Source organism: Ruminococcus flavefaciens ND2009 (genome assembly GCF_000621785.1).
Lineage (GTDB): Bacteria > Bacillota > Clostridia > Oscillospirales > Ruminococcaceae > Ruminococcus > Ruminococcus flavefaciens_C.
The window spans coordinates 369,310-387,386 of the sequence record NZ_KK211346.1 but is presented as its reverse complement, the minus strand read 5'-3'; the positions used below and the strand labels follow the sequence as shown (position 1 = coordinate 387,386).

The window sequence follows — 18,077 nt, the reverse complement described above, 5'->3', positions numbered from 1 at the left end:
CATAATTCCATACTCTTATATTTTACTACTTTGTGGAAAAAATGTCAAGTATATTCCACATTTTTTCCGCAATGATCTGCTTTTGTCCGAAAAATCAGCTTATAAGGCCGATATTCGCACTTCCGAAAAGTTCACTCAGCTCCGAAAAAGAAGTCTCATTCACGGAAAGTGACAGCCTTACACGGGGCGAAACTGTTTTCTTCACATCTGAGAGATAAAAGCAGACTGCTGTATCTCCTCTGTGCTTGTCGCAGAGCTGTTTCAGCTCGTCACTTACTGAGGCTGCTGCGGAGGTAGTCTTTATACACAGCTTCATTGTGGAAGCAAGTCTTGCAAACTCATTCTCTGAGGCGATAAATCCGCATATGACCGTAACTCTGTCGTCTTTGACAGAGATCTTTCCGCTGATGTATACGATAGCATCGCTTACTAACTTAGAGCCGCTTACCATGAAAAGGTCCGGAAACACTACTGCTTCGATCTCTCCCGTATCATCTGACAGCTCAAGAAAGCTCATTTTGTCACCGTTTCTGGTAATATGGAGCTTTGAGCTCTCTACGGAACAGATAAGCTTGACAGCCATGCCGTCCCTTATAGATGAGTCAGATATGATATTACCTATCTTTCGTGTGTGCATGAGCTCCATCAGCCAATTATAGGGTGAAAGCGGATGACCGCTGAGGTACATTCCCGTGGCGTCCTTTTCAAGGGTGAGGAGGGTCTTGTGGTCATACTCCTGCTTATAGGGTATCCGCACATTCATCTCAGAAGTGTCTGCCCCGTCAAGAAAGTTGAGCTGCCCTTCAATAACTCCCCTGTTGCCCGAGCCAGCCATATCCAGCAGCATCTCATAGCTCTCCAGCATCTGCCGCCTGTTATAGCCAAGACCGTCAAAGGCGCCTGCCTTGATGAGGTTTTCAAGAGCTTTTTTGTTTAGTTCTCTGCCCTCAACTCTCTCGCAGAAGTCCTGAAGGCTTTTGAAATCGCCGTTTTCGGTGCGCTCTGCGATTATCTTATCAGCAAGTCCGCTTCCTGCATTCTTTATGGCAAGAAGTCCGAAGTACATCTTACCGTCCACAAAGGTAAAGCCCTTGTTGCTCTTGTTTATATCGGGGCGAAGTATCTCTATACCGTAATCTCTGCATGAGTTTATATACTCTGCCAGCTTTCCGCTGACTCCCATAACGCTTGACATAAGTGCAGCCATGTAAATACCGCGGTAATGACACTTGAGATATGCTGTCTGATAGGCAAGGTAAGCATAAGCTGCCGCGTGAGACTTATTAAAGGCATAGGAGGCAAAGCTTACCATTTCGTCAAAAACAGAGTTGGCGATCTCCTCTGAGACTCCGTTTTCGGAGGCGCCCTTTACAAAGCTCTCGCGCTCTTTCAGCATAACATCGTGCTTTTTCTTAGCCATAGCCCTGCGGACTATATCTGCGTGACCGTAGGAATAGCCTGCAAGCTTGCGGCATATCTCCATTACCTGCTCCTGATAGACCATACAGCCGTAGGTATCCTCAAGTATATCCTTCAGCAGCGGGTGCTTATAGGTGACCTTCTCCGGGTGCTTTTTGTTCTCGATATACAGCGGTATGGACTTCATAGGTCCGGGACGGTACAATGAGATTATAACGATAAGGTCTTCAAGTCTCTCGGGACACAGCTCCATAACTCTGGCTGTCATGCCCTCGCTCTCAAACTGGAACACGCCCTCGGTGTCGCCTGCCGACATCATCCTATATACTTCAATATCATCAGTTGGGATACGGCTTATGTCAAAATCAGGATCAGTCCGGTGAATCTCGTTGACTGTATCTCTTATAATAGTAAGGTTACGCAGTCCAAGAAAATCCATTTTCAGAAGTCCAAGCGACTCAAGTATACCCATGGTGTACTGTGTGACTATGGTATCATCATTACGCTGAAGGGGTACAAGGTCACTGAGTGGAACTGCCGATATAACAACGCCTGCCGCGTGAGTCGAAGCATGGCGGGGCATACCTTCAAGCTGACGTGCAAGATCTATGAGCTTTCTCATATCCCTGTCGGTATGATAAAGCGAGTCAAGCTCCTCAGACTCTTTAAGTGCTTCATCGAGGGTAGCTCTGGGATCTATCTCCTTGGCAGCCCTGTCACAAAGCTGATATGACATTCCCAGAACACGTCCCACATCGCGTACTGCTGCTCTGGCTTTAAGGGTATCGAAGGCGATTATCTCGGAAACTCTGTCAGAACCATATCGTTTTACTACATAATCCTTTACACTCTGTCGTCCCTCAATACAGAAATCAATATCAAAGTCGGGCATACTAACTCTCTCGGGATTGAGAAATCTCTCAAAGAGCAGATTGAACTTTATAGGGTCAATGCCCGTAATTCCGATACAATAGGCACAAAGGCTTCCCGCTCCCGAGCCGCGTCCCGGACCGACGGGGACATTATGCTCACGGGCATATCGTATGAAGTCCCAGACAATAAGGTAGTAGTCCGTATACCCCATTTTTGTTATGACATCAAGCTCGTACTCCATGCGCTCCCTGACATTTTCAGGAGGCTCTGCACCGTATCGCTCTATCATGCCCCTGCGGCAGAGCTCACGAAAATAAACAGTATTATCCTCTACTCCTTCAATAGTGAACTTGGGCAGCTTTATATTCCCGAACTCAAACTCCACATTGCAGCGATCTGCGATCTTAGCAGTATTGGTGACTGCCTCCTCATGTCCTTTGAAAAGCTCAGCCATTTCCTCCGCTGATTTAACATAAAACTCATCGGTCTCAAAGCGCATGGGATTAGGCTCGTCCAATGTTTTTCCCGTCTGTATACACAGGAGCACGTTCTGCATCTCGGCATCGCTTTTATTTATATAGTGGCAGTCATTGGTCGCCGCAAGCTCTATCCCTGTTTCAGCTGAGAGCTTGTAAAGCAGGGGCAGTATCCTGAGTTCGTCATTTATGCCGTGGTTCTGAACCTCAATGAAGTAGTTGCCCTTGCCGAATATCTCCTGATATTTAAGGGCAACTGCTTTTGCCTCATCATAGTGACCATCGACCAGCAGCCGCGGTATCTCTCCTGCAAGACAGGCTGACATACAGATAAGTCCCCTGTTATACTTTTTCAGCAGCTCCATATCAACTCTCGGGCGGTTGTAAAATCCCTCTATACTTGCCGCTGAAACAAGCTTTACAAGGTTTCTGTAGCCTTCATTGTTCTCGCAGAGAAGTATGAGATGATAGGGAGAGGAGTCCAGCTTGGGCTCACGGTCATGACGCGTCCTTCTGGCAACATAGACCTCGCAGCCGATAACAGGCTTAATCCCCTCGGCTCTTGCGGCGTTCCAGAACTCTACTGCACCGTACATATTACCGTGGTCCGTAATGGCAACAGCAGTCTGCCCCAGCTCCTTTACTCGGGCTATGAGCTTATTTATGCGACATGCTCCGTCCAGAAGGCTGTACTCGGTATGGACATGGAGGTTTACAAATTCGTCACTTTTCAATCTCCGCACCTCCCATACGAAGCTCATCTGCCATTTTTGCAAGCTTCTTGAAACGGTGATTCACTCCCGAACGGCTTATGGGCTCACTGAGGGTCTCTCCTATCTCCTGGAGACTCATATCTATATTGTCAAGACGAAGCTGTGCCACCTCGCGAAGTTCATCGGAAAGCTCATCAAGTCCGATCACTTTGTCGATAAGCTTTATATCCTCTATCTGCTTCATGGCAGCCTTAACGACCTTATCTATATTGGCAGCGTCACAGTTGGCTATCCTGTTGGCTTTGTTGCGTATATCCTTGTATATCTTCATATTCATGAGCTCCAGAGTACAATGGGGCGCACCGATAAAGGTCAGCGTATCCTCAATGGATTCGCTGCCCTTGATGTAAACTATATTCTGTCCTCTGCGTATCATTGTCTTGGCGGTAACTCCGATGTCATGAAGAAGCGTAGCAAGCTGGGAAGCCAGTCCCTCCTCAGGGCAGGCGAACTCCAGATGATACTCCTTGGAGGGATCATTTACACTTCCGCAGGCAAGAAATACCCCTGCTGTAAAAACTCCGAGACTATTGGTGGCAATAATCTCGGAATCTATAGCTCTTGTATTTCCTGCGATCCTGTACTTTCGGAAGACCGCTTCAGCATCAGCGTCCCTTACCTCGCAGGTGTAAAGCACCGTGCCGTTTTTTCTGGTATGCTGATCCATAACAGGCTCAGACCTGAATACAGCACCGAAAAGACTGTGGAACAGCTCTGCTGATGTACCGCTTTCGCTCTGAAAACAAATATATCTGTCGGTGAGAGTTCTGGAAAACAGGAGCATACCATAAAGACAGGCAAAACGCCTGTCTTTATCATTTACAGAGGAACAGATCTCTCTTCTTACATCATTTGAGAAGGACATCTATACTCACCCCATTACTCAGAATTTTTTATCCTTTGTTATATCTCTGTGGTACTTCTGTACCTTGTACTCCTTTTCGATAAGGTGGTCAGCCATAAGCTCGGCAAAGGTTATGGAGCGGTGTTTTCCGCCCGTACAGCCGAAGGAAATTACCAGCTGGCTCTTTCCCTCATGGACATAAAGAGGTATAAGATAATCTATGAGGTCAGTCAGTTTATCAAAAAGCACTCTTGACTGCTCAAAGCTCATGACATAATCCCTTACGCAGCTGTCACAGCCAGTATGGTTGCGAAGCTCCTCAACATAGAAGGGATTCGGAAGACATCTTACATCGAATACAAGATCAGCCTCTGTGGAAACTCCGTATTTGAAGCCAAAGGACATGACCTTGATGAGCAGAGAGTCCGAGCTTTTTTCAAGGAAGAGCTCCTTTACCTGCTCCTTGAGCTGGGAAGCGGTAAAGTTTGAAGTCTCTATGTAGTAATCCGCTATCTCACGAAGCTGTGAGAGCTGTACCCACTCATAGTTTATCGCTTCATGGATATTTCCGTTGAACTTTTCGGAAAGCGGATGCTTGCGGCGAGTCTCCTTGTAGCGCTTGAGAAGCACATCATGGTTAGCCTCGATAAAGAGCACCTTTACATCAACGTCGCTGCGCTGTTTGAGCTCCTGCCATGAACGGAAGATCTCTGCAAACATATCTCCCGATCTTATATCCACCGCAACCGCGATCTTATTTATCTCAGATTCGGACTGTCTGCACAGATCCACGAACTGAGTTATCAGCTTGGGTGGGATATTGTCGATACAGTAAAAGCCAATGTCCTCCATAACGTCCATGACGCTTGACTTTCCCGAGCCCGACATACCCGTTACTATCAAAAGCTGCATACAAATCTCCTTATAATATGGTCTTATCTCAGGATAACAGGCTCAAGCTCAAGCTGATAGCCCGTTTTCTCCTTAACGACAGACTTTACCTTTTCACAAAGCTCAAGCACGTCGGCACAGGTCGCATATCCCTTGTTTATCACAAAGCCGCTGTGCTTTTCACTGACCATGGCCCCTCCGCAGGTAAGTCCCTTGAGTCCGCACTGATCTATCAGAAGTGAAGCATAGCTTCCCTCTGGACGCTTGAAGGTACTTCCCGCACTGGGATATTCGAGGGGCTGCTTGGAGCTTCTCTTAGCCATACACTCTGACATAGCGCTCTTTATCTCCTCGGGATCACCGTTTTTAAGCATCATGGTAACTGATGTTATAACTCTTTCAGTTCCCGAAAAGAAGCTTCTGCGGTAAGCAAGCTCCATATCCTCGGCTTTTATCGTCTTTATTTCACAGTCCTCGTCGATATACTCCGCTGAAGCAACAATATCCTTCATCTCACTGCCATAGGCTCCCGCATTCATATAGAGAGCACCGCCTACGGTGCCGGGGATGCCGAAGAGATTTTCCATACCGGTGAGTCCCGACTGCTGTGCTCTTACACAGGCAGCTGCAAGAGAAGCTCCCGCATCACAGCGGATAGTGTTGCCGTTTACATCTATACGTGCAAAATCGCTGCCGAAAAGGAGAATGACTCCGTCAAAGCCCTCATCGGATACAAGGACGTTGCTTCCTCTTCCGAGAACTCCGTATTTTATGTTCTTTTCCTTCATGAACCTAATGAGTTCTACAGCAGATCTTGCAGAGTTAACGTTGATAAGCGCTCTGCAGGGACCGCCGAAGCGGAAGGTTATATATTCGCTCAGTGAGCATTCGGGTGTTATCCGACAGCCCAGCTTATCGCAGAGCTGTGATAATTCACTTATGTCTATCATAGTTTCCCCCTGAATTATTCAAGAATGTTAAAGGCTGTCAGAATGCCTCGTAATCGCGGACTACTTCCTTGGGATCGGATTCCATACCCAGACGGTTAAGAAGCTCTCTTGCAGCATTATAGCCCATCTTCTTCTGTCTGTTGTTCATAGCCGCAACTTCAAGGATAACAGCAAGGTTACGTCCGGGCTTTACAGGTATCGTAAGAGACGGCACCTTTACGCCAAGAAGGGATACAAACTCTGTGTCCACGCCCATTCTGTCATATACCTTCTCTGAATTCCACTGCTCCAGCTCAACTACCAGGTCAAGCTTCTCAGTCATCTTGACAGCACCGATACCGAAGAGTCGTCTTGCATTGATGATACCTATACCGCGGAGCTCGAGGAAATGGCGGATATTGTCGGGAGAGCTTCCTACAAGGCTAATATTGGAGACCTTTCTGATCTCAACAGCATCGTCCGCAACAAGGCGGTGTCCGCGCTTAACAAGCTCAATGGCGGTCTCGCTCTTACCAACACCGCTCTCACCTGTGATGAATACACCTTCACCATAGATCTCGATGAGAACACCATGGCGGGTTATTCTGGGAGCAAGTGTAAGATTAAGGTAGGCAATAAGACCTGCGATAAAGTTTGATGTGCTCTCCTTGCTTCTGAGCAGAGGAACCTCGTATTCTTTTGCAAGCTCAAGCATTTCTGCGAAATAGGGCAGTTCTCTTGTGATTATGAGAGCAGGGATACGCTGTGCAAAGAGAAGCTGAAGGCGCTCGCGTCTTGTCTTCTCGTCAATAGTTGAAAGGTATGCGAATTCCATCTTTCCGATGATCTGAATACGCTCGGGATTGAAGTACTCATAAAAACCCATGAGCTGAAGTCCCGGACGGTTTACGTCGTTTTCGTCGATCATCAGTTCGTTAGCATCTTTGTGAACGTATATCGCTTCCAGTTTGAATTCGTCAATGACGCTCTGAAGCGAAACTTTAAAATTCTCTGCCATAATAAGCTCCGTTCTCCGATCGGTGATCGGGAATTATTTTTTAGCCGAGTACATATGAGTCGAAGCCGTACCCGACTATCTCATCCTTTGCTTCAAGCATTTCCTGTGTGCTCAGAGTTGTTCCCGAGACGCGGACTGCAACGTTGAAATCCGAAACGTCATCGCTTACAAGCTCAAGCATTTTTCTGACATTTTCAGCAGGAGTTCCGGTAAACTCATAAACAGTATCGTCTGTGTAAACTCCGTAGCTGATTAGATCAAGATCTATATTGAGTATGACTGTGTTTACCTTGAGAAGCATGGGCTGAAGAACGTCATTCTTACCCTTGAGCAGGTCTGAGGCATTGACCTCAAGCATCATTTTCGAGCCCTCGTTCATTATAGTGTCATACATCATGTTCGCAGCTGATGTAAGAGCCATGTACCGGTCGGTGCTCACGACCTTTTCGCCCAGATACTCAACATCACTCTGCCTGAAATCCGGGAAAACGAAATCGTAGCATACCACTCTGTCAAAGCCCGCCTGAGCAACTTCCTCCGCAATATCAGTATTGTACTCGACAGCAGAATCCGAGAAAGGCGTCATCCAGGGCTTTCCGCCCGCATCTATGTCATTGTCTATCCACTGTGAGCCGTCATCAACGGTAAGATAACTCATATCACGGAAATAATTTGGGATAATATTATCATTGAAGGTGCTGATAAGGGCTACAGGCTTATACCCCTGTTCGGAGATAGCGGAAACTATCTCACTGAGCTTGGTATATGACTGTATAACGCCCGATGAAGTAGCGTAATAGTTATTGGTAGCATAGTAGATATTTCCGCCGCTGACTTTAAGAGGCACCTCGATATACTCTATCTTCTCCTCTGACGGAACTCTCTTCAGCGCTGCCTTTATGGACTGTGCGTCAGAAATATCAAGAGGATCAAGTGCAAAGGCTCTGTATGCCTCTGCACTTACAGGTACAGGAGGCTCAGCGCCGCCGTCTGTAACAGGCTCTCCGTTTTCATCTGTCGGAGTAGTATCGGAAACGATCAGCGAAGATCCGCCAGTGCTGTCACCCTTTTTCTTTGTGTAATTGATAAGCGGCTCGGCAACACTGTAGCCAATAAACACGATCCCGCCGATCAGAAGAACTGTAAGGCCAACGGAGAACGCCTTTCCAACAGGGCTTTTTCCGTAGTAGTTCTTTTCCTTGGTCTTATAGATCTTCCTTCCTTTATTTTTGAACTTCATTAAACTAACTCTCCTATATCAGTATATTACAGTTACTTCAGCGAATATACTGCCATTGATATAATTCCAAGATATACAAGCATTGCAGGAAATCCTCTGAACGATGCAGGCACCTTTGATGAATTCAGCCTTTTATACGCCGCAGTAAGTATAAGTGCAGCGATTATGAAGCCGATGCCTGCCTCAAGTCCTGCCGAAACATATCCCCCGAGATTGAACATAGTGCCGTCCATGGAAGCTCTGCTGTTTATTGTAAACAGAGTGCCCATGACCGCACAGTTGAAAGCAGATACATGGATATACCTGCGAAGCTCCTCAAACCATTTGTTTGCGAACCTGTAGACCGCCGCAAGAAGCGCAACATAGAGAATACCTATGACTATCGTATAGAAAAGGAGTCTCAGGTCAGCTATAGAGGGCTGGATAAGAAGGTCTATCAGGTAGGCAGCTGCCGCTCCGATAGTTGTGAATACGGTAATGACACCCGCAGTACCGATAAGGTTCTTCCTGCTTCCGGCGGCTATGAAAATGGTACTCGTTCCAAGCGCCTGTGAAAGAATAAGGTTAGCTGCAAGGAGTGCAATGAGATCATTTATCAGAAACATCAGCGTCACTCCTTACATCATTATTGCTGTTTCTCGAGACAAGTCCCCTGATAAAGCGGTAAGCTCCGCACATAAGTCCGAGAAAGATAAATCCACCAAAGGGCTGTGAAAGACCTCCGATAAGAGTATTAACATCTACGATCCTGCTGTTTATGGTACCGTAGGCAAAGAGCTCACGTATAAACCCCGTCAGAAGCATAACAATATCAAATCCGACGATACAGCTCAGCAGTGATATTATCATATCGCCCTTCTTCATGCGGAAGAACTTCGCCTCAGTCTGGAAAACGATAAGGGAATTCACTGCAAGGAGCGGATAATATATGCCGATACGCTCTATGGACTCGGGATAGAACTCCTGTGCCGCAAGCTTAACGGGTATATAGACCAGAGCTGATATAAGCGCGTAGATTATCACCTTGGCTGTATATGGAAGCTTCTTCGGTACAAATGAAGATATGAGCACCGAGAGGAAGGTTATCGCCGAAAAGGCATATATAAGAGCTACTGCATTTTTCAGCGTGTCTCCGCAGATTATTACGGGAGAGATCACCATGAGTCCCGATAATACGATATTATCGCCAAGAACTCCGCCAAGGAGTGCTTTCTTGCGGTCAGTCATCGGAAACCGCCTCCTCTCCTGCTGCGGTCACGTCTGAAGTGCCTGCCGCAGCCTCTGCGAGTGCGTGCTCCTGTGCGGCTTTGTCTATCTGCTTTTCAAGATGTCTGAATCCGAGAGCAATAGGCGTAAACAGCACCGAAACAATGACTATGGCGTTCTCCTTTGCACCGGTCAGCACAAGTATATAGGAGATTATGCCGATAAACAACCCGTAGAAAAAAGCGTAATAATCCCTTTTCGGAGCGATCCTTACATCAGAGACGATGTAAACTGCCGAGAAAAGCACCATATTGGTAACAAGTGAATACTTCAGCGAATCAGCTCTTGAGCTGACCATAGGAGTTATTACAGCAAAAAGTCCTGTTCCAAAGACAGTTCCGAGAAATGCGCCTGCTGAAATACTCCTTCTCATCATCAGTACCACCGCTGCTACTGCAAGCAGAAGAATACTTACAGCTCCCGCAGGACCGCTGAAGTTTCCGAGAAGGACCTCAAAATCGGTGTGATTGAAGGTTCCTGTATGATCGAAAATATAAGAAGCTGACTTAACAAGATTGTCGGGTGTTTCAAAAAAGCCTGTCTTAACATGAGGCTCTGTATACTGCAAAAGCTGACGCTCCCACGATGTCAGAACAAACACATAAGCCGCCGCCGCAGGTGAGAATATCATATTCAGACGACCGCCGAAGAGGTTCTTTGCGACTATAATAGCGAACAGCACAGCGATCACCGAGATATGATAGTCCATTACCGCCGGAAACATAAGTGCGAGGATAAGTGCATCGGATGTACATGTCAGGTCATCGGCAGTGAATTTACGCTTCATAAGTCGCACAGATACAAGCTCCGCAGCAAAACCTGTCAGAACACATATACCTGCAAGGAAAACAGAACGCAAACCATAGTAGAAATAGGACATCAGTTCAAGAGTGAGGAGAGTTATCATTATATCCAGCCATACAAGGCGTTCTTTTCTTGCTTTTTTCAGCATGATATGTCTTTCCTGAGAGATTCCGAAGCAGCAGCCATATCCTGCGCCCCGAAAAGGAAGCTTCCCGATACCAGCACATTGGCACCTGCCGCCCTCACTGCAGCAGCTGTATCGGAATTGATGCCTCCATCTACCTCAACGTCAACTTCAAGCCCAAGCTCCCTGATCCTCTCCCTGACAGCTCTTACCTTGTCAAGGGTCTCGGGAATGAAGCTCTGACCGCCGAAGCCGGGCTCTACGGTCATCACCAGTATCATATCCACAAAGGGAAGAAACTCATATACGCTCTCAGCAGGAGTAGCAGGCCTTATGGCAATGGAAGCTTTGATCCGCTTCGCCTTTATAGCCTTGATGACAGACATAGTATCGCTTTCACTTTCAATGTGAAATGAAATAATATCAGCGCCGAAATCCGCAAAATTATCAATGTACTTCAGCGGATCGGTTATCATAAGGTGCACATCGAGAGTCATATCCGTAGCCGCCCTGACCTGTCTGAGGACGGGGAGACCGAATGTGATATTATCCACGAAAATGCCGTCCATCACATCAAAATGGAGCATATCGATATTGCTTTGTTCAAGCTTTTTTATCTCATTTTTCAGCTCAAGCATATCCGCGCTCAGCACGGAGGCTGAAACATAATTCTTCAATTTATCACTTCTTCCGAATTCATTCGCCTTAAACTTCAGGCAAAAATAGATCTTTCAAAAACCATACACTATTATTATATAATATTTATCCCTTTCCGTCAATAGTTAGCTATGCTTTTTCCGTAATTTTAACAGTAAAAAGCAAGAAGAGATTTGTCAATATTTTTGATTTGAATATATTGTCCATGCAGTTCCGCATACAATGTGCCATAGAACTTCTGGAGGTATCCGCATATGCTCATTGAATTACTCAGGACATTTTTCTTTTTTGCCCTTCACGTTGAAAACTCTTCCGTTTTTCCCAAGCCACTTTCAAAAAAAGAGGAGCTCCAATGCTTTGAAGCAATGTCACACGGAGATAACAAAGCCCGAAGCCATCTCATAGAGCATAATCTGAGACTTGTTGCCCACATTGTCAAGAAATACGCTTCTTCCGCCGATGAACAGGACGAACTCATTTCAGTCGGAACAGTTGGTCTTATCAAAGCAGTGTCCACTTTCGACTATACCAAAGGCTCAAAATTTGCCACTTACGCAAGTCGCTGCATCGAAAACGAGATACTCATGCAATTCCGCGCCGCAAAAAAATCCGCCGGGGACATTTATATAAACGAGCCCGTTGAGACCGACAAGGACGGAAACACCCTGACCCTCATGGATCTTATAGACGATGGTGTTGACATTCACGAACAGGTGGATATACTTATCCGCTCTCGTCAGCTATACAGCTTCATCAGGACCTGCCTCGACAAAAGGGAGCTTGAAATTCTCACCTATCGCTATGGTCTTTACGGCAGCTCACCACACACTCAGAACGAAACAGCGAAAAAAATGAGCATATCACGCTCCTACGTCTCACGAATTGAGAAAAAAGCTATCGGAAAGCTGAAAAAAGAATTCGACAGCAGCGCTTTCTGATACATTTCCCGTTATTGTGAAGTATCCACCTTGCTCTTTTTACGCGTTAATGATATAATAATTGTATCGTTAATTCATAAGGAGGAAGCTATGGATATTCTCGTAACAGGCGGTACCGTCTTTGCAAGCCGATATACCGCAGAGTATTTTGCATCAAAAGGACATAGGGTCTATGTTCTCAACCGAGGCTCAAAACCGCAGCCTGAAAATGTTACGCCGATCATCGCAGACCGTCATGCTCTTGGCGACGCCCTCAGAGATAAGCACTTTGACGCTGTCATTGATGTAACAGCTTACACCGCCGATGACGTAAATCACCTTCTGGACGGTCTCGGCAGCTTCGGACACTATATACTGATAAGCTCCAGTGCAGTTTACCCCGAGACTCTGCCGCAGCCATTCAGTGAGAGCAGTCCTGTAGGTGCAAATTCAATATGGGGAAAATACGGCACAGACAAAATATCCGCCGAGAAAGCTCTTACAGCGAGAGTTCCCAGTGCATATATCCTGCGTCCGCCATACCTCTGCGGTCCAATGAACAATCTCCACCGCGAAGCTTTTGTGTTTGAGTGCGCAGAGCAGGGGCGCACCTTCTACCTGCCCCGAGACGGCAGCATGAAACTGCAATTTTTCCATATCGGCGATCTGTGCAGATTTATTGAGCTTCTAATTGAAAAGGCACCTGATAAATACATTTTCAATGTAGGTTATCCGAAGGCTGTGACCATCCGTGAATGGGTAAAGCTCTGCTATGAAACAGCAGGTACAGAGCCTGTTTTCAGTGAAGTTCACAGCGGTGTGCCGCAGAGGAGCTACTTCCCGTTCTATGATTATGAATACATACTCGATGTTTCCGATATGTCAGCGTTGTTGCCTGAGCTCACTCCCCTTGCCGAGTCCATGAAGCTATCCTATGAGTGGTTCAGAAACAACCGCAGCAATATCGTCCGCAAGCGGCTTATGGATTTTATCGACTCAAACAAGGAGATACTGAAATGATCTACACAGATCTCACCTGTAAAGCAATGAAGCTGGCTTATGATGCTCACCAGGGACAGACTGACAAAAGCGGTCTCCCCTATATTTTCCACCCTTTTCATCTTGCAGAGCAGATGAAGGACGAGGTGACTGTGTGCATCGCCCTTCTTCATGATGTTGTTGAAGACACCGACATTACCATCGAGGAGCTTGAAATTGAGTTTCCCGAGGAGATAACAAGGGCATTGAAGCTTCTCACCCATGATAAGGCTACGGACTACTTCGACTATATCATGAAGATAAAAGAGTCCCCTGCTGCCCGTGTAGTAAAGCTTGCAGACCTGCGCCATAATTCAGATATTTCCCGTATCAGGGACAAGAGCATTCGCAGCAGCGAAAAGACCTTGCAGCGCATAGAGAAATACAGAAAAGCTATCGCGCTCCTTACAGCCGACAATTAACAGCCTTTGATCTGCCCTTTTTTCGCACCATTATTCTTATAGGCTGAAACTTTATACTGCGTTCTTGCAATTTAAGAAATAATATGATATAATATCACTTGCAGTATTTTTTCGGAGGTGTCTTTTTTGGAATTCAAGGTAAACTGCGGTATCTGGGGTGCAATGTTCGGTGTCCCTTTTATAGTTGCCGATAACTTTCTCAAGCTTGCTTCAGGCAACCAGATAAAGGTTCTTCTTTATCTGCTCAGATGCTCGGGAAAGATGTGCTCCACAGAGGAGATCTCCGCCAACACAGGTGTTTCCGCCGAGGAGACCGAGGAAGCTGTTATTTTCTGGCAGCAGGCAAATGTACTCAGCCCTCAGACAAATATTTCCGCAACGCCTGTGAAGTCTATAATGCCACAGCAGACCGAGATCACGCCCGTCCAGCCCGTTCAGCAGCCTGTAAACAGTTCGGCTGAACCTATGCCCGATCACAAGACCAATCTGAGCGGCTCGGAAATCGCCTCGATTATGGACAACTCCCAGGATATACGAGAGCTTTTCAAGATCGCAGAAAGTATCCTCGGAGCCCTCAAAAACAGCCAGATGAACTCAATGATCTGGATGTACGATCACCTGGGACTGAAAAAAGAGGTCATTATCACTCTTATCTCATACTGCGCCTCTATCGAAAAGATCAACACAGCTTATATGGAGAAGATCGCCTCCGTCTGGGCTGAGAATGATATAAACACCATAAACGCCGCTCAGGACGAGATACAGCGTATGACCGCTTCCAAGGAATACTCCGCAAAGATAGCGAAGCTGTTTCAGATGCAGAGCCGTCCAACCACCAAGCAGAATGAGTTCATTCAGCAGTGGAAAAATGCCGATATAAGCCTTGAACTCATAAAGCTTGCCTACGAAAAAACTATGGAGCAGATAAACAAGCTCAACTTCAATTACATAAACAAAATACTCCTCTCCTGGCAGAGCAGCGGATTCAAGACCGTCCAGGACGTTCAGGCTGCCGAGAGCGAGTACAAAAAGAAAAAAGCGGGCAGCAAGAGCGAGCCCGACGATACAGATATTGAAAAATACAATTCTGTGATAAACAAATTCCTGTATTGAGGAGGTAAAAATGGACAGCGAGATATTTGATAAGGCACAGTCTGTCCTCACTCTCCGCCGAAAGAAGGCTGAGACCGAAAATGAGGAGCGTATCCGCGAGATAAATGAAAAGATCCCCCAGATACGGGAGATCAATGATGTCATTTTCAATACGGGAAAAGAACTTATCGCCATAATTACAAACGGCAGAGGTCAGGATATTTCCGAAAAGATCGAACAACTGAAGAAATACAACCTTGACGCTCAGGCTATGTCAAGGAAGATACTCACCGAGTACGGCTACCCCGAGGATTATCTTGATATGCACTATACCTGCCCCAAATGCTGTGACCGGGGATATATCGGCAGCCAGTTCTGCGACTGCTTCAAAGCTGTATGCGGGAAACTGGCTGCGGACCAGCTGAACAAGAGCTCCCAGCTGAGTCTTTCAAACTTTGAAAGCTTCTCACTCTCCTATTATTCAGGCGAGAATTACAATGCCATGAAGAATATCCTTGAATACACCATGCAGTATGCAAGCACCTTCACACCTCAGTCAAGGAGCATACTCATGTTCGGTCAGACAGGTCTCGGAAAAACTCACCTTTCACTTGCCATCGCAAACAAGGTTCTGGAAAAGGGCTACGGCGTCATTTACGATTCGGCAATCAACATTCTCCGCAGTATCGAAAAGGAGCACTTCAGCTATGAACACTCCTCGGATATGATAGATCTGGTCATGGATACCGATCTGCTGATCCTGGACGACCTGGGTACTGAATATGAGACCCCATTCTATAACGCAACTATCTACAACATCATCAATACAAGACTCAACCGCGGCAAGCCTTCGATCATAAGCACAAACCTTGATCTGTCCGGTATTTCCCGCCGCTATGACAAGAGAGTGATGTCGCGAATAGTGTCCTCTTACTCCTGCCTCGAATTCAGAGGTGAAGATGTAAGGCTTCAGAAACGAAATATGACATAAAAAAAGGCTGCCCTCGGGCAGCCTTTGATCTTTATGCGTTTTCGGTCTCAAGCTTGAGCTTGAAGGGACTGAACTTTCTGTATGCTGAGGAATTCTTATTTAAGTCGTATCCCTCTGCGATACCCTTCATCATGTTCTCAAAGTCCTCGTAATAGCGCTCACTGAGGAGGGAATCTATATTGGACTCGCTCCAGAGGTCATCCTCTGTCATACGCTCCTTGATGTCAGCCTTGATAACGACATAAAGAGTATTCTCATCGTACTCATACTTCTCAGCCTTGTAGTATCCCAGCTTATCAAAGAGATAGCTGTTATAATCTCTGAATGCCTTCTGTGAAGCCTCAGCCTCGGCAGAAATTGTTGTTGTAACTGCATTTTTGCTTTCATCAGCAGCTGTTGTAGTGTACTTTGTAACTGTTACCTCATTAGCATAAGGATCAGTTGTAGTTGTAGTAGTTGTTTCACCGGAAGCTGTTGTAGTTGCAACTGTTGTTGTGGTTGTGTAAACTTCGCCCGCTTCCTCAGCAGCCTTCTTCGCAGCCTCCTCGGCACGCTTCTTAGCAAACTCGTTGTACTCTTCCTCACACTCGTCTATCTTTTTGAGCTTAGCCTCGTCAGACTTCTCGGCGTTGATGTCCTTGACATACTTGTCTGCCATCTTGTTGAGCTCACGGATCTCATCAGCATCATACTTCTCGCCGTTCTCGTCCTGAAGACTTATAGTGAAGTACTTGACTCTGGTCGTCTTATCCTGGAAGTATTCCTTGAGCTCGTCCTCTGAGCAGCCCTTCTCGCCGCCGATACCGTAATAGTGCTTGAAGATAGCGTCCTGCTTGTATGAGTTCTCAATGATCTTTCTCAGAGAATCTTCACCGATACCGTTCTCGGAGAACATGGTATTGGCGGAGTTTGCCGAAATGATTCCCTTGATATTATCAAGATCCTCATCTGTGAGCTTGCCGCCGATCTTCTCGAATTCCTTCTCGTTTGCAACAAAATCCTTGCATGCCTCTGTAGCCTTGTTCTGGATCCAGGATGTAGCATCAAGATCTTCTATAGTTGCGTTCTTAACGTCGTCAAGCGAAGGCTCTGACCCGTTCTTTGTGTAGAGCTCATACGCAGCATTGTTGTATGCCGATATTTCATTATAAATAAATACGCCTGCAGGCACCTCATAACCGTCAACTGTAAGAGCTGTCTGTGTTCCCTTACCAAATGTAATAGCTTCAGGCGCACCGCAGCCTGCCGTAGTTACAGCAAGTGCAAATGCTGCAGCTGCAGCAGCGAACTTATTGAACTTATTCATCTGTAATATTCCTCCGATATAATTGTAGATTCCAGATACTGTTTTATTATACAACATTTTTTTATGTTTGTCCATAGCAAAATGAAAATTTTTTCCTTTTTGTCACCAAACCAACTTATTAAATAAATTACATTAATTATTTTTATGTTATTTCCTTGACTTAATGGCAGAGAAATGATACAATAAATGTATGTGCATTATTATAAATAAGGAAGGTGTCTTAATGAAAGTCAAACTTCTGTCATACACCCCCGAGCCCGAAAAGCTTGTGGCAACCGCTGCAAAGCTCTGCTATTCAAGCAGTGACATAGAATCACTTAGAGACGGACTCACTGAGGACAAGATCTCAGGCTTTATAGATATGCTTGCATCTATCGGTCATGAGAGCGTTATGGAGCACGTCTGTTTCACATTCGGTGTCGAGGGCATCTCAAGAGCCTGTTCACATCAGCTTGTCAGACATCGTATCGCTTCATATTCTCAGAAGAGCCAGAGATACGTCAATGAAAACGGCTTTGAGTTCATCACTCCCCCTTCTATTGAGGAGATACCCGAAGCAAAGGCAGAATACGACAGAGTGATTTCCGAGATCACCGACAGCTATGAGAAGCTGGTAAAGCTCCTTACCGATAAGCATACAGAGGAATTCACAGCACAGGGACTTGATGAGAAGACTGCCCGTTCCAAAGCTTCAAAGCTTGCTAACGAGGATGCAAGATTTCTTCTTCCCAATGCCTGTGAAACTAAAATCGTAGTAACTATGAATGTGCGCTCCCTCTTCAATTTCTTCCGCCACCGCTGCTGCAACCGCGCACAGTGGGAAATACGCGCTGTGGCTAACGAAATGCTGAGGCTGTGTCTTGAAGTCGCTCCCCACATCTTCTCCCATGCAGGTCCTTCCTGCGTTGCAGAGGGCAAATGCCCCGAGGGAAAGATGTCCTGCGGCAAAATGAAGGAAGTCAAAGAGTATTTTTCAGCCATGAAAGCAAAATGACCC

General features: G+C 46.2%; 17 protein-coding genes. 6 read left to right on the top strand and 11 right to left on the bottom strand.

What is annotated here, in order from left to right; genetic code table 11:
• Positions 1–94: 94 nt before the first annotated feature.
• Genes T488_RS0108580 through rpe form a run of 10 tightly spaced genes read right to left on the bottom strand, consistent with a single transcriptional unit; the run spans position 95 to position 11,334 of the window.
• Complete coding sequence (locus T488_RS0108580) at positions 95–3,502, bottom strand: DNA polymerase III subunit alpha (protein ID WP_028520418.1); 3,408 nt, start codon at positions 3,500–3,502, stop codon at positions 95–97.
• Positions 3,492–4,406: a DNA-binding protein WhiA gene (gene whiA, locus T488_RS0108575; protein ID WP_028520417.1), complete on the bottom strand. Its 915-nt coding sequence runs from the start codon at positions 4,404–4,406 to the stop codon at positions 3,492–3,494. The genes T488_RS0108580 and whiA overlap by 11 nt, the downstream gene beginning before the upstream one ends.
• A gap of 18 nt (positions 4,407–4,424) precedes the next feature.
• Entirely contained in the window at positions 4,425–5,297 is an 873-nt protein-coding gene (rapZ, locus tag T488_RS0108570; protein WP_028520416.1) for an RNase adapter RapZ, read from the bottom strand.
• Positions 5,298–5,320: 23 nt separating this feature from the next.
• On the bottom strand, positions 5,321–6,226 hold the full coding sequence (gene murB / locus T488_RS0108565; protein ID WP_028520415.1) for a UDP-N-acetylmuramate dehydrogenase: 906 nt from the start codon (positions 6,224–6,226) through the stop codon (positions 5,321–5,323).
• Between the two features lie 37 nt (positions 6,227–6,263).
• On the bottom strand, positions 6,264–7,223 hold the full coding sequence (gene hprK / locus T488_RS0108560; protein ID WP_028520414.1) for an HPr(Ser) kinase/phosphatase: 960 nt from the start codon (positions 7,221–7,223) through the stop codon (positions 6,264–6,266).
• 40 nt (positions 7,224–7,263) lie between these two features.
• Positions 7,264–8,463, bottom strand: coding sequence for a putative glycoside hydrolase (locus tag T488_RS0108555; protein ID WP_028520413.1), 1,200 nt, complete (start codon positions 8,461–8,463; stop codon positions 7,264–7,266).
• A 32-nt stretch (positions 8,464–8,495) separates the two neighbouring features.
• The gene (locus T488_RS0108550; RefSeq protein ID WP_028520412.1) at positions 8,496–9,068 is read right to left on the bottom strand and encodes an Rnf-Nqr domain containing protein; all 573 of its coding nucleotides are present in this window, start codon (positions 9,066–9,068) and stop codon (positions 8,496–8,498) included.
• Complete coding sequence (locus T488_RS0108545) at positions 9,052–9,690, bottom strand: Rnf-Nqr domain containing protein (RefSeq protein ID WP_028520411.1); 639 nt, start codon at positions 9,688–9,690, stop codon at positions 9,052–9,054. The genes T488_RS0108550 and T488_RS0108545 overlap by 17 nt, the downstream gene beginning before the upstream one ends.
• Positions 9,683–10,681 carry an RnfABCDGE type electron transport complex subunit D gene (locus T488_RS0108540; RefSeq protein WP_028520410.1) on the bottom strand — a complete coding sequence of 333 codons (999 nt, stop codon included), beginning with the start codon at positions 10,679–10,681 and terminating at the stop codon, positions 9,683–9,685. Before T488_RS0108540 ends, T488_RS0108545 begins: the two co-directional genes overlap by 8 nt.
• Complete coding sequence (gene rpe / locus T488_RS0108535) at positions 10,675–11,334, bottom strand: ribulose-phosphate 3-epimerase (RefSeq protein ID WP_028520409.1); 660 nt, start codon at positions 11,332–11,334, stop codon at positions 10,675–10,677. The genes T488_RS0108540 and rpe overlap by 7 nt, the downstream gene beginning before the upstream one ends.
• A gap of 234 nt (positions 11,335–11,568) precedes the next feature.
• Here rpe and sigK point away from each other — a divergent pair, with 234 nt between their 5' ends.
• From sigK to T488_RS0108510, 5 genes are all read left to right on the top strand, one after another.
• Entirely contained in the window at positions 11,569–12,252 is a 684-nt protein-coding gene (gene sigK, locus T488_RS0108530) for an RNA polymerase sporulation sigma factor SigK (protein ID WP_028520408.1), read from the top strand.
• A gap of 90 nt (positions 12,253–12,342) precedes the next feature.
• Positions 12,343–13,251 carry an NAD-dependent epimerase/dehydratase family protein gene (locus T488_RS0108525; RefSeq protein ID WP_037297604.1) on the top strand — a complete coding sequence of 303 codons (909 nt, stop codon included), beginning with the start codon at positions 12,343–12,345 and terminating at the stop codon, positions 13,249–13,251.
• Entirely contained in the window at positions 13,248–13,691 is a 444-nt protein-coding gene (locus T488_RS0108520) for an HD domain-containing protein (RefSeq protein WP_028520406.1), read from the top strand. Before T488_RS0108525 ends, T488_RS0108520 begins: the two co-directional genes overlap by 4 nt.
• Before the next feature lie 126 nt (positions 13,692–13,817).
• On the top strand, positions 13,818–14,804 hold the full coding sequence (locus T488_RS0108515) for a DnaD domain protein (protein ID WP_028520405.1): 987 nt from the start codon (positions 13,818–13,820) through the stop codon (positions 14,802–14,804).
• A 10-nt stretch (positions 14,805–14,814) separates the two neighbouring features.
• The gene (locus tag T488_RS0108510) at positions 14,815–15,774 is read left to right on the top strand and encodes an ATP-binding protein (RefSeq protein WP_028520404.1); all 960 of its coding nucleotides are present in this window, start codon (positions 14,815–14,817) and stop codon (positions 15,772–15,774) included.
• Between the two features lie 31 nt (positions 15,775–15,805).
• On the opposite strand, the gene T488_RS0108505 is transcribed toward T488_RS0108510, so the two are convergent.
• The gene (locus tag T488_RS0108505) at positions 15,806–17,080 is read right to left on the bottom strand and encodes a hypothetical protein (RefSeq protein ID WP_028520403.1); all 1,275 of its coding nucleotides are present in this window, start codon (positions 17,078–17,080) and stop codon (positions 15,806–15,808) included.
• A gap of 223 nt (positions 17,081–17,303) precedes the next feature.
• Between T488_RS0108505 and thyX the strand changes: the two genes are divergently transcribed.
• Positions 17,304–18,074 carry an FAD-dependent thymidylate synthase gene (thyX, locus tag T488_RS0108500; protein ID WP_028520402.1) on the top strand — a complete coding sequence of 257 codons (771 nt, stop codon included), beginning with the start codon at positions 17,304–17,306 and terminating at the stop codon, positions 18,072–18,074.
• The last annotated feature ends 3 nt before the right edge of the window (positions 18,075–18,077 follow it).